Genomic DNA, 13,155 nt, shown 5'->3' on the forward strand with positions numbered 1-13,155 from the left:
CAACGCTGTGTTCATATATATGAAAGGAGGGTGTAGAGGGGGCTGAGTGTTTGGGTTACTTAATGGAAGCTATTTTATTGATATTAGCGGTAGTATTACCATTAGCCGTAGTCTTAATTTTTTTAAGAAGATTAATAAGTAATTTAGGAGATGCATCAACCGTAACAAAATTACGAGAGAAAGATGAGAAAAAAGAGTGAGTAAAGCACTATGCGTACGCATAGTGCTTTACTTGTGGTAAAATGAGAGAAGGAAACTCCTAAAAGTTGTATGTTACTAAAGGAGAGAAAAGTAAAATAAGAGGTATATGCATATATGAATAAGCGAACAGCGTTAGTACTTGGTGCAAGTGGTTTAGTTGGGCAAGAGATAACGCGTCTATTACTTGAATCAGATTACTACGATTCGGTTACTATTTTTGTAAGAGAACCAATGCAATGGCAACATGAAAAGTTACAGCAAAAGCAAGTAGATTATTTGGCATTAGAGGAATATAAAGAGTTCTTTGCTGTAGATGACGTATTTAGTTGTCTAGGAACAACAATCAAAAAAGCAAAAACGAAAGCTAATTTCAAAAAGGTAGATTATGAATATACGTTACGAGCGGCTTGTTTAGCTGAAAAACAAGGGGTGCAAAATTTCCTTGTTGTGTCCTCAATGGGAGCGAATCCTAAATCGTTTTTCTTTTATTCACAAGTGAAAGGAAGAATGGAAGAGGAATTGCAAAAGTTAGTAATCGGTGGTATTCACATTTTTAGGCCATCTTTATTAGTAGGAAATCGACAAGAATTTCGCTTTGGTGAAAGAATGGCGGAAAAATTATCTCGTATGATTCCTTTTATATTTAAAGGAGCCTTCAAAAAGTATAAACCAATTTCCGCTAAAGATGTGGCAAAAGGGATGTATATAACTGCATTGCGAGAAGAATCAGGTATCCACATTTATAATTCGAATGAAATTACAACGATAGAATAAATAAAACCGAGAAGAAAAGCTTCTCGGTTTTATTTATTTGTACTGATTTTCCCAGGCGCTCGCTCGTATTGATACGGTTCTTCTAATTCAAAGCCAAGTTCATTGGCGGCTATTCTTGGGAAGTAAGGATTGCGAAGTAACTCACGTCCGATAAAAATTAAATCTGCTTCGTTATTATTTAAAATTTGCTCTGCTTGTGCCCCGGTCGTAATCAATCCAACTGCACCAGTTGCAATGTTAGCATGCTCTTTAATATGTTTAGCATATTGTACTTGATACCCAGGGTAAACATCGATGCGCGCAGGTACAACAGCCCCAGAGCTACAATCGATTAAATCTACTCCTTGTTCTTTCATCCATTTTGTATATTGTACATAATCTTGAACTGTTAACCCGTCAGGATGATAATCATTTGCTGAAATACGAACAAATAGCGGTCCGTTCCAAACTTCATTTATCGATTCAATGATTTCGCGTAAGAAACGATATCGATTTTCAGGTGAACCACCATATTCATCAGTCCGCTTATTGGTAAGTGGAGAAAGAAATTCATTAATAAGATAACCGTGAGCACCGTGTATTTCAATAACGTCAAATCCAGCTTGTTTGGATCGTACTGCAGCTTGCTGAAAAGCTAATACAGTATCTTTAATTTGGTGTTTGCTCATTTCTATTGGCATTTTCATTGTTTCATTAAATGGAATGGCTGAAGGAGCTAACGCATTTGTTTCTAATTCTGCTTTTCTTCCAGCATGAGCGAGTTGAATGGCAGCTTTTGCACCATTATCGTGTATAAAAGTTGTCGCTTTATGTAAGCCTTCAATTAGACTGTCATCCCAAATGCCTAAGTCTTTATTTGAAATTCGACCTTCAGGTAACACGGCTGTTGCTTCAATCATAACTAAACCAACTTGACCAGCAGCTCTTGTTCCATAATGAATGAGATGGAAATTCGTTACTTGGCCATCCTCGTTTTTCGATGAATACATGCACATAGGTGACATAACAATCCGGTTTTTTAATGTAACGTCTTTAATTGTATAAGGTGAAAAAAGTTTGTAATTCATCCAATAGCCTCCTAGATTGAATTTTCTTACATTGTATCATTCTCGTTTTTGTTTCTCGAATAAAACGCTTATACGAAAAATTTTGTCTATTCGTGTTACAATAATGAATATGAATTGAATTGGAGGATGACATATGTACCAAGCTTATTATGAAAGTGAATTAGGCTTGCTAGAAATTACAGCGAACGATAAAGGAATTACGTCTGTTATATTTGTTGATGAGAGACAAGAAGAACATACAAATGAAATGATAGATCAATGTATAAATGAGCTCGATGAATATTTTAAGGGGAATAGAAAAGAGTTCACAGTCCCGTTGTCTCCTGAGGGAACAGCATTTCAAAAAAATGTATGGGATGCGCTCTATACGATTCCTTATGGCGTAAGTGCTTCATATTTAGATATTGCAGAGAAAGTCGGAAATACGAAAGCTGTACGAGCAATAGGAGGAGCAAATAGTCGCAATCCGATTTCAATAATCGTTCCATGTCATCGTGTAATAGGAAAGAGCGGGAAACTTGTTGGGTATGCGGGCGGTTTATGGAGGAAAGAGTGGTTATTAAAACATGAAGGTATTTTGAAATGACGTATGGATGGGAAGAGGGATTGTTTTGAAATGTATAAATTGTGGGCAACTTTGCGAGGGAAATCAGCTGAATTGTGAAAGTTGCCAGCGGACTTTGCATACTGAACAGAGTGAAGGAAGTTCGCTAATAGACAAGGAATTAGAAGTATATGTAGGGAGACAATATCCGTATTACAAAAGGAAATGGGAGCTTGAGGAAAAGCGGATTGCTAGGTGGAGCTGGAATGGTTGGGCAGCTATTTTCAATGTAGGTTGGCTCGGATATCGTAAGTATTATTTACCTGCAGCTTTATTTGTAGTGTTATTATTAGCGTGTGATGCGTTTTCTTATTATATGGGCTTCAACGTAGCATTGCCGATCATTAATATGGTGCCTCTTACGTTTCTATTACTCGTTTTTATTTTATTTGGAATGGCGATTTTTGCGAATGGATTATATTATCAATTTGCAGAAAGGCGTATATATCGAATAAAAGCAAGAGAAATTCAAGATGGATCGGTTGAAAAGTACCTCATTCGTGATAGTGGTGGAACGAGTAAAATGGGAGCAACAATTGTTACGATTTTAGCGGTTGCTAGTATTTTTATCAGCCATTTCTTTTTCCCGACTGATCGAGATATTATTCAAAAAGTTCGTACAAGCTCGCTATATGAATATCCATTCCTTTCAATTGGTGAATCGTTTGAAAATTATTTTAGAAATCCGGGTTGGGCATATTATCGTGGCACGGAAGGATTAGAATTGGTAGAGTTCCAAGGGGATAGTCCGGATATGTCGAAGAAAAAGGTTACGATCCAATTTGTTGTTGATTATAAATTGGGTGAGATTGAGCCATACTCACTTATGATTAATGGCGAATCTAAAAATGAGGAAGAATTTTTAAAGATAATGGACGAAATATTTAAAGTTCAAAATCCATTTGACATAGAGGATGGATTACAAGTAAAAGAAAAAGAAGTGGATAGTAGAGCTCTCTATCCGCTTCTTTTTTTGTATATACGAAAATAATATTTGAAATAATCTGAATCTTTTGTATAATAATATGTATTATACTGGCTTTCATTTATACATATAGATTGGGGGAAGGAACAATGAAGAGAAAGGTAACAACGATTGCTGCAGTTGCATTATCGACTAGTATATTAGTTGCGGGTTGCGGAAATGGGGAGAAGGCATCTACAACGAAGAAAGAAACAGGTAAGGGGGCAGCAGATAAGCAAGTATTAAACTTACTAGAAACAGCTGAAATTCCTTCAATGGATACGTCAAAATCAACAGACTCTGTATCATTCCGTGCCTTTGTAAATGCAATGGAAGGATTATATCGTTTAGATAAGGATAATAAACCAACTCCAGGTATGGCAAAAGACGTGAAAATTAGTGAAGATAAAAAGACATATACATTTGAATTACGTGATGCAAAATGGTCAAATGGTGATCCAGTTCGAGCGCAAGATTTTGTATATGCATGGCAACGTACATTAGATAAAGCAATGGCAGCTGAGTATGCATTTATTTTATTTGATGTAAAGAATGCACAGAAAGTAAATAAAGGAGAATTACCGTTAGATCAATTAGGAGTGAAAGCGAAGGATGATAAAACTTTAGTAGTAGAATTAGAACAACCAGCACCATATTTCCTTGAGCTTACTTCATTCCCAACATTTTTCCCTTTAAATGAAAAATATGTGAAAGAACAAGGAGATAAATACGGATTAGAAGCAGATAAATTATTATATAATGGACCATTTACGATGAGTGAATGGAAACATGAAAGAAGTTATCAGTTAAAGAAAAACCCTAATTATTGGGATAAAGATACTGTGAAGTTAGAAGAAATTAATGTGAATATTGTGAAGGAAACAAGCACAGGAGTAAATTTATATGATAGTGATCAAGCTGATCGGGTTATTTTAACTTCTGAATTTGTTGATAAATATAAAAAGAATAAGCCAGATGAATTTAAAACGAAGTTAGATCCACGTATGTATTTCTTACGTTTTAACCAAAAAAATGCAACGTTTAAAAACCAAAAAGTTCGTGAAGCAATTGATCTAGCATATGATAAAAAAGGAATTGCAAATGTTATTTTAAATGATGGATCATTGCCAGCGTATTTCTTAGTACCTGAAAAATTTACGACAGGACCTGATGGGAAAGATTTCCGTACTGTAAATAAAAATTTCCGTGACAGTAAAGATAATGCAGCAAAAGCGAAAAAATTATGGGAAGAAGCGAAGAAAGAACTTGGTCAAGATACAATTACAGTCGAATTACTAAATGATGATAACGGTAGTCGTAAAAAAGTAGGAGACTTTATTAAAGAAGAGTTAGAGAAAAACTTACCTGGTATTAAAGTGAATTTAAAACAACAGCCATATAAGCAGAAGTTGGATTTAGAAAAGAAACTTGAATATGAATTCTCTTTATCTGCATGGAGTCCAGATTATCCAGATCCAATGACTTATATTGATATGTTTGTTACTGGAAGCTCATTTAATGAAATGGATTATTCTAATCCGAAGTATGATGAGTTAGTAGCGAAATCAAAAGGAGAACTATTAAAAGATGATAAAGCACGCTGGAATGCACTTGCAGAAGCGGAAAAAATCTTAATTGGTCAAGATGCTGCCATTTCTCCTACGTACCAACAAAGTACCGCATACTTAGAGAAACCATACGTAAAAGGTATTGCAAATCATACGTTTGGTGGGGACTTCAGTTATAAATGGGCATATATTACAAAAAAATAGTATAATAAAAGATGAGAGAATTTTCGCTCATCTTTTATTTGTATAGGAGGAATTAGAGTTGTTAAAAGGAATCAATCATCTTTGTTTTTCAGTATCTAATTTAGAAGATTCTATTACATTTTACGAAAAAGTATTGGAAGGAGAATTATTAGTTAGAGGAAGAAAACTTGCATATTTTAATATATGTGGAGTATGGATAGCGCTTAATGAAGAAATACATATTCCAAGAAATGAGATTCATCAATCTTATACGCATATTGCGTTTTCTGTTGAACAGAAAGACTTTGAACGTCTACTGCAGCGATTAGAAGAAAACGATGTTCATATTTTACAAGGAAGAGAACGGGATGTAAGGGACTGTGAATCTATATATTTTGTTGATCCTGACGGCCACAAATTTGAGTTTCATTCAGGGACATTGCAAGACAGGCTTAATTATTATAGGGAAGATAAACCTCATATGACGTTTTATTAAGGGGGGCAAAGAAAGTTGCATGCGCTAGTAATTGGTGGAACAGGAATGCTAAAGAGGGTGTCTATGTGGCTTTGTGAGCAAGGGTTTCATGTTTCTATTATTGGAAGAGATGAAGTGAAATTAGAAAATGTTAAACGAGAGAGTGCTATACCAGAAAATATCACATGCCTTCCGTTAGATTATCATAATGATGACGATGTAAAGGTAGCTATTAAAAGCACAATTGAGCGGAATGGCCCAATAACATTAGTTGTCGCATGGATACACTCAAGTGCAAAAGATGCGTTATCACTTATTTGTAGAGAATTAGACTTGTCGCCTGAAACATACGAAGTTTTTCATATTTTAGGCAGTAAAGCGTCGAGAATAGCCTCACAAAAAATAGGTGGTACGCGATGTAGCTATCATAGAATAATTTTAGGTTTTATATTAGAAGATACATACGCAAGATGGCTTACTCATGAAGAAATATCGGATGGGGTAATAAAAGGAATTGAACGTAAATGTAATGAATGGATTGTAGGACGAGTAGAACCGTGGGAATTGCGGCCAACATGGTAAGGGGGAATTGAAGTGAAGACAACGGTATATGTAACAAGGCATGGTGAAACGGAATGGAATGTAGCGAAGCGAATGCAAGGACGGAAAAATTCTGCTTTAACTGAAAATGGTATACTGCAAACTAAGCAATTAGGAGAGCGAATGAAAGATTTATCTATTCATGCAATCTATAGTAGTCCGAGTGAAAGAACCCTTCATACTGCAGAGTTAATAAAGGGAGAACGTGATATACCGATAATCGCGGATGAGCATTTCTATGAAATTAGCATGGGTATATGGGAAGGACAGACAATTGATGATATAGAAAGGCAATATCCAGACGACATACAGTTATTTTGGTATGAGCCACATCTTTTTCAGTCAACATCAGGAGAAAATTTTGAGGCTGTTCATAAAAGGGTAATTGAGGGGATGCAGATTCTTTTAGAAAAGCATAAAGGAGAAAGTATATTAATTGTCTCCCATGCGGCAGCAGCAAAATTACTTGTAGGACATTTTGCGGGTATTGAAATAGAAAATGTGTGGAATGATCCATTTATGCATAGTGCTAGTCTCAGTATAATAGAATTTGAAGATGGTAAAGGTGAAGTGAAGCAATTTGCAGATATAAGTCATTTTCAATAAAGCGGGATAAACGTAAAAAAGGCCGCAAAACGGCCTTTTTTTGTAGGCATAAAAACTAACAATTACGTTTTTTATACCAGAAGTGATCAAATTTCTTGTGTTTGCAAGATGGGAATTTATGTCCGCCTTTGCAATCATTCCATTTGTGTCCATCATCGTGACAGTCTTTACCATGATCGCATGAATCATCGCAAGAGCCGCCGTGTCTATGCGGGAAGAATTCGCACTTTTTACAGAAACTTCGTTTAGTCCAGAAAAATTTCTTTTCAAAGCGTATGCATTTTGTAATGAATGTACAATGTTTTCTGCGAGTACGTTTTGTAACTAAAACGCATTCTTTTCTACGCGTCACTTTCGTAACGAACGTCCATTTTTGAACGCGTACACGAGTACATTTTGTAACAAATGTCCATTTTTTCACATGTGTACATTTTGTAACGAACGTACAATGTTTCACGCGAGTACATCTTGTTCTTGGACATTTACCCCCAGTTGTACATTTACATCCAGTTGTACAAGTATGATGAGTGAATTTATCATCATCGCATTCAAAAGTACTTGGATCTTGGTGTAAGAAATCCTCCATCCCAGCACTTTTGATTTCTTCAACCGCTTTTCTAATATCACGTTTCATAGAAATCCTCCTTATCATGTATTAAGTTGAAAAGGTATTCTTTTTCCTTAACAGGATATGTATGTAGGTATCTTTCTGAACAGGACAAGAGTGTAATTTTATATAAATAGATGATAGCGGATGTATGGACAAGGCGAGTTGCATACATTGAATGAAGAGAACTGAGAAGGGATGAGAAAACATGCTACCTTCATATGATTTTTTTATTCATCCAATGTACTTAGTGGAATTGAAAAAAGACATTTGGTCAGACAGTCCAGTACCAGCAAAATTAACTTATGGAAAAAAGAAGTATGATATTGATATCGTATACCGTGGTGCTCATATTCGTGAATTTGAGAAAAAATCTTATCATGTTATGTTTTATAAGCCTAAAAAATTTCAAGGTGCGAAAGAGATTCATTTAAATTCTGAGTTTATGGATCCGTCTCTCATACGAAATAAATTATCTTTAGACTTTTTTCATGATATTGGTGTACTTTCACCGAAATCACAACATGTGTTTATAAAAATTAATGGTCAAATTCAAGGTGTATATTTACAGTTAGAATCGGTTGACGAAAACTTTTTGAAAAATAGAGGATTACCGAGTGGTTCTATTTATTATGCGATAGATGATGATGCGAATTTTTCTTTAATGAGTGAGAGAGATAAAGATGTTAAGACCGAGCTCTTTGCGGGTTATGAATTTAAATACTCGAATGAAAATAGTGAAGAACAGCTGAGTGAATTTGTATTTCAAGCGAACGCTTTGTCGAGGGAATCTTATGAAAAAGAAATTGGGAAGTTTTTGCATGTTGATAAATATTTACGATGGTTAGCTGGCGTTATTTTTACACAAAACTTTGATGGTTTCGTTCATAACTATGCACTATATCATAATGATGAAACAAATTTATTTGAAGTAATACCGTGGGATTATGATGCGACTTGGGGGCGAGATGTACAAGGGAGACCACTTAATCATGAATATATTCGTATTCAAGGTTATAACACGTTAAGTGCAAGATTGTTAGATATACCTGTATTTAGAAAGCAATACCGAGGTATTTTGGAAGAAATATTAGAAGAACAATTTACCGTTTCATTTATGATGCCGAAAGTAGAAAGTTTGTGTGAGTCGATTCGTCCTTATTTACTACAAGATCCATATATGAAAGGAAAATTAGAAATATTTGATCAAGAAGCTGATATGATTGAGGAATATATAAATAAAAGAAGAAAGTATATACAAGATCATTTACATGAATTGGATTAATTTTGAAAGAGATTGGAACATTATCAATCTCTTTTTTTGTATAATAAAGAAGTATTGGTAGAATTGGCGTAATATATACTTAATAAAGGATGGAGATGTGGAAACATGACGGTAAAATGGATTGATTGGGTAAAACAAATACAATCTATAGCTCAAGCGGGTTTAACGTATTCTAAGGATGTGTATGATATAGAACGTTTCCAACAATTACGGGATATTTCCATTTCGATGATGTCACATTATACAAAGACAGATTGGGAAGTTGTAGAGAAGTTATTTGCAAGTGAGACAGGCTATCAAACACCTAAAGTCGATATAAGAGCAGTCGTTTTTCAAAATGAAAAGTTATTATTTGTGAAAGAAAAAAGTGATGGGAAATGGGCATTGCCAGGTGGATGGGCTGATATCGGTTATACGCCGACAGAAGTAGCAGCAAAAGAGGTTTTCGAAGAGACAGGTTATGAGGTAGATCATTTTAAGTTACTCGCTATATTTGATAAAGAAAAACATCAACCATCGCCTTCAGCAACGCATGTATATAAAATTTTTATTGGCTGTAAAATTATTGGCGGTGAAAAGAAAACTAGTATTGAAACAGATGATGTGGAGTTTTTTGGTGAAAATGAATTGCCTAATTTATCGATTGCTAGAAATACAGAAGAGCAAATTAAACAAATGTTTGCCTACATAAAAGAACCTCAGAAAGAAATAGTAATAGATTAATAATGCGTATGCCTGTGATATTGTCGGCATGAAGATATTGGCAGAATGCAACCTTTATGTAATAATGAGATGGTATGTGAAGAAAAAAGGAGATAGAAAATAAGATGTTAGCAAGCATAATAGATCAGTTATTGCAATTTTTTGCAAGTTTAGGTTACTTTGGAGTAGCGCTAGCTTTAATGATTGAAATTATCCCAAGTGAAATTGTACTTTCGTATGCTGGCTTTTTAGTCGCAGATGGTAAAATTAGCTTTGTCGGTGCAGTTATTGCTGGAACAATCGGTGGTACTTTAGCCCAAATCTTTTTATATTGGCTTGGATACTATGGTGGACGTCCAGTTGTAGAGAAATATGGGAAATATCTGCTTATTAATAAACACCATTTAGACATAGCAGAAAATTGGTTTAAGCGTTACGGAGCAGGAGTAATCTTTTCGGCACGTTTTATCCCAGTCGTACGTCATGCAATTTCTATTCCAGCAGGATTAGCTAAGATGCCATTAAAACTATTCACACTGTATACAGTAGTTGCGATTATTCCGTGGTCAATACTATTTATATATTTAGGTGAAAAGCTTGGTGGAAATTGGCGACATATTAAAGAGTATGCATCTGACTACACACATTACATAATTATAGGAGCGGTTCTCTTTGTTGCTCTATACTTCGGTTTAAAGTATTTCAAAAAGAAAAAAGCAGCGCGTTAAAGTCAATGATTTTTCATTGGCTTTTTTATTTGTTTTGGTTCTAAAAAAAAGGAGTTGTCCATAATGTGTAATAATAAAGCGTAGCGGAGGAATGTGATGAAAGGGTCACCGTTTATACGTGGAACGATATTTTTAACAATGGCAACGATGATATCTAAAATGTTAGGGTTTATATATGTTATACCATTTACAGCTATGGTCGGTACGAGTGGGTACGTTTTATACACGTATGCTTATCGTCCATATACAATTATGCTTAGCATTGCGACGATGGGACTACCACTTGCAGTTTCAAAGATGGTATCAAAATATGATCAATTAAATGATTATCATACGGTTAAGAGAGTGTTGAAAAGTGGAATTGTTTTTATGTTTATAATGGGAGTTATTTCGTGTTTTACGTTATATATGCTAGCTCCGCATTTGGCTAAACTTGTAATCGATGGAAATGATCAAACGGGGAATAGTGTAGCGGCGGTCACTACTAATATTCAAATTGTAAGTTTTGCGTTAATACTCGTACCAGTAATGAGTTTATTAAGGGGCTTTTTTCAAGGATTTCAATCGATGGGGCCTTCTGCTCTAAGTGTAGTTGTAGAGCAATTTTTTCGAGTCTTAACCATCTTGATAGGAAGCTTTGTCGTTTTATATGTTTTAAAAGCTTCTATCTCACTAGCTGTTGGTATTTCAACGTTCGGTGCTTTTATGGGAGCGATAGGTGGACTAACTGTTTTAAGTGCGTATTACATAAGGAGGAGAAAGCACTTAAAGAAAAAAGAAATGGCAAGTATACCGCAAACAACGAAATCTTTTTTTTCACTATATAAGGAGCTCTTTACATATTCAATACCATTTGTTGTGGTTGGTTTAGCAATTCCGTTGTATCAGACGATTGACACATTTACAATTAATAAATTACTTATACAAATAGGATATATGCAAGGAGAAGCGGAGAAGATTAATGCGATAATTGGACTTGTTCAGATGGTTGTACTTATCCCAGTTTCCGTTGCGACTGCTTTTAGTATGTCACTCGTACCTGAGATGACAAAAGCTTATACAGCAGGAAATGTGAAGTTACTGTACAAACATTTTACGAGGACGAATCTATTAGTAGTAGGTATTACGGTACCCGCGGCAATTGGAATGATGGTGTTAGCAAAACCAGTGTATACTCTTTTATTTGGTGCCGGAAATGATCCGGAGATGGGAAGCGTTATTTTACGGTATTACGCTCCTGCTTGTATACTATTTTCGCTTTTTACAGTAACGGCTGCAATGTTGCAAGGAATTAATCAACAACAGAAAACAGTGCTAGGGTTAGTGATTGGCATTATTGTGAAGATAGTTTTAAATATTGTATTGCTTCCGTATTTTGATTATGTAAGTTTTATTATTTCAACATACGCTGGTTATACGATTTCAGTTGGCTTTAACTTGTGGATGCTTTCTAAATATGTTATAAAGGCAACATAAGCTTTTTAAGGCAGAGAGCACTCTGTCTTTTTCTTTGTTTGTAATATTTTTCTTATAAAAACGTTTTCAAAATAATTTTTCTATTGAAATTTAAACGTATGTTTCATATGCTGAGAATGGCGGTTCAAAAACTGTTATGTAAGAGAGGTAGATTCCTACATGTAAAAAGAATCGGGGTGATAGTATGTTAAATATTTATTTAACAGACCGAAACGGAAAACTACAAGAGGTTGAGGAAATGCAAAAGGGTTGCTGGATTAATGTACTTCATCCAACGGAAGAAGAAATTCAATATCTAGTACAAACTTTAAATGTGGACTTAGATTTCATTAAAGACCCTTTAGATGATGAAGAACGCTCTCGTATTGAAAAGGAAGACAATAATACTTTAATAATCGTGGATATTCCAACAGTTAGACATGATGAAGAAGGAAATTCGATTTATGACACGATTCCAATAGGTATGATTGTAATGCCAGATTGCTTTGTGACAATTTGTTTAGAAGAAAATCCAATTTTTGAACGTTTTATTAATCAACGTATTAAAGAATTTTATACGTTTAAAAAGACACGCTTTGCACTTCAGCTCTTATATACGATTTCTACTTACTATTTAAGATACTTAAAGCAAATTAACAGAAAGACAATCGATTTAGAGCATCAATTAAATCAGTCGATGAAAAATAAAGAGATTTTCACATTGCTAGGTCTTGAAAAAAGTTTAGTATACTTTACAACATCATTGAAGGCGAATAAAATTGTAATTCAAAAATTAATGCGTAACAGTACATTTTTAAAAATGTATGAAGACGATCAAGATTTATTAGAAGATGTATTAATTGAAAATAAACAGGCTATTGAAATGGCGGAAATATATAGTCATATTCTAAGTGGAATGATGAATACTTTTAGCTCTGTTATATCGAATAATTTGAACAGTGTTATGAAACTGTTAACGTCTATTACAATCATTTTATCATTACCAACAATGGTCTCTAGTTTCTTCGGAATGAACGTAAAGGTTCCATTTGAAGGTGAGGCTCAAGGTTTTGTAATTGTACTCATAATATGTGCAACATTATCTTGCGCTTTAGCATTTGTATTTTGGAAGAAACGTTACTTTTAACGATAAGAAAGCTGCTCTAGCATAGTTGTGTAACTGCGCTAGAGCAGCTTTTTTGCTATGAAATCCCAAATTTTGAATAGAATATAACTTATAAAATGTAATGTATATGAAAGGGATGAATTCCGTATAAGTCTTGTCCAATCAATAAAATGGGGTTAAAATTACATATTGTTAATGAAAAGTTGGAGG

Annotated in this window: 15 protein-coding genes; 13 read left to right on the plus strand and 2 right to left on the minus strand. The window is 34.5% G+C overall.

What is annotated here, in order from left to right:
* Positions 1-50: 50 nt before the first annotated feature.
* Complete coding sequence (locus PSR14_RS10875) at positions 51-200, plus strand: hypothetical protein (protein ID WP_000540927.1); 150 nt, start codon at positions 51-53, stop codon at positions 198-200.
* Positions 201-315: 115 nt separating this feature from the next.
* Positions 316-975, plus strand: coding sequence for an oxidoreductase (locus PSR14_RS10880; protein ID WP_001042754.1), 660 nt, complete (start codon positions 316-318; stop codon positions 973-975).
* A gap of 29 nt (positions 976-1,004) precedes the next feature.
* Here PSR14_RS10880 and namA read toward each other — a convergent pair whose 3' ends face one another.
* A complete protein-coding gene (gene namA / locus PSR14_RS10885) occupies positions 1,005-2,042 on the minus strand; it encodes an NADPH dehydrogenase NamA (RefSeq protein ID WP_001107026.1) in 1,038 nt (345 codons plus the stop codon).
* Positions 2,043-2,175: 133 nt separating this feature from the next.
* On the opposite strand from namA, the gene PSR14_RS10890 reads away from it, so the two are divergent.
* From PSR14_RS10890 to PSR14_RS10915, 6 genes are all read left to right on the plus strand, one after another.
* Positions 2,176-2,628: a methylated-DNA--[protein]-cysteine S-methyltransferase gene (locus PSR14_RS10890; protein ID WP_000283894.1), complete on the plus strand. Its 453-nt coding sequence runs from the start codon at positions 2,176-2,178 to the stop codon at positions 2,626-2,628.
* A 25-nt stretch (positions 2,629-2,653) separates the two neighbouring features.
* Entirely contained in the window at positions 2,654-3,637 is a 984-nt protein-coding gene (locus PSR14_RS10895; RefSeq protein WP_002163686.1) for a DUF2628 domain-containing protein, read from the plus strand.
* A gap of 83 nt (positions 3,638-3,720) precedes the next feature.
* Complete coding sequence (locus PSR14_RS10900) at positions 3,721-5,382, plus strand: peptide ABC transporter substrate-binding protein (RefSeq protein WP_061535805.1); 1,662 nt, start codon at positions 3,721-3,723, stop codon at positions 5,380-5,382.
* A gap of 58 nt (positions 5,383-5,440) precedes the next feature.
* Positions 5,441-5,857, plus strand: coding sequence for a FosBx1 family fosfomycin resistance bacillithiol transferase (fosB, locus tag PSR14_RS10905; protein ID WP_000911692.1), 417 nt, complete (start codon positions 5,441-5,443; stop codon positions 5,855-5,857).
* Positions 5,858-5,872: 15 nt separating this feature from the next.
* Positions 5,873-6,418: a short-chain dehydrogenase gene (locus tag PSR14_RS10910; protein ID WP_061535804.1), complete on the plus strand. Its 546-nt coding sequence runs from the start codon at positions 5,873-5,875 to the stop codon at positions 6,416-6,418.
* Positions 6,419-6,430: 12 nt separating this feature from the next.
* Positions 6,431-7,042: a phosphoserine phosphatase 1 gene (locus PSR14_RS10915; RefSeq protein WP_406644204.1), complete on the plus strand. Its 612-nt coding sequence runs from the start codon at positions 6,431-6,433 to the stop codon at positions 7,040-7,042.
* Between the two features lie 55 nt (positions 7,043-7,097).
* Here PSR14_RS10915 and exsB read toward each other — a convergent pair whose 3' ends face one another.
* On the minus strand, positions 7,098-7,676 hold the full coding sequence (gene exsB / locus PSR14_RS10920) for an exosporium protein ExsB (protein ID WP_000817501.1): 579 nt from the start codon (positions 7,674-7,676) through the stop codon (positions 7,098-7,100).
* 181 nt (positions 7,677-7,857) lie between these two features.
* Here exsB and cotH point away from each other — a divergent pair, with 181 nt between their 5' ends.
* From cotH to PSR14_RS10945, 5 genes are all read left to right on the plus strand, one after another.
* Positions 7,858-8,934, plus strand: coding sequence for a spore coat protein CotH (cotH, locus tag PSR14_RS10925; RefSeq protein WP_048556892.1), 1,077 nt, complete (start codon positions 7,858-7,860; stop codon positions 8,932-8,934).
* 105 nt (positions 8,935-9,039) lie between these two features.
* Positions 9,040-9,657 (plus strand): NUDIX hydrolase, encoded by a 618-nt coding sequence (locus PSR14_RS10930; RefSeq protein ID WP_000216914.1) that lies wholly within the window; start codon positions 9,040-9,042, stop codon positions 9,655-9,657.
* A gap of 104 nt (positions 9,658-9,761) precedes the next feature.
* A complete protein-coding gene (locus PSR14_RS10935; protein ID WP_000881208.1) occupies positions 9,762-10,364 on the plus strand; it encodes a DedA family protein in 603 nt (200 codons plus the stop codon).
* A 96-nt stretch (positions 10,365-10,460) separates the two neighbouring features.
* Positions 10,461-11,840, plus strand: coding sequence for a polysaccharide biosynthesis protein (locus PSR14_RS10940; RefSeq protein WP_098487105.1), 1,380 nt, complete (start codon positions 10,461-10,463; stop codon positions 11,838-11,840).
* Positions 11,841-12,024: 184 nt separating this feature from the next.
* A complete protein-coding gene (locus tag PSR14_RS10945) occupies positions 12,025-12,966 on the plus strand; it encodes a magnesium transporter CorA family protein (RefSeq protein WP_000932396.1) in 942 nt (313 codons plus the stop codon).
* Positions 12,967-13,155: the final 189 nt, after the last annotated feature.

It is taken from the genome of Bacillus sp. A01H (assembly GCF_045277205.1).
Lineage (GTDB): Bacteria > Bacillota > Bacilli > Bacillales > Bacillaceae_G > Bacillus_A > Bacillus_A paranthracis.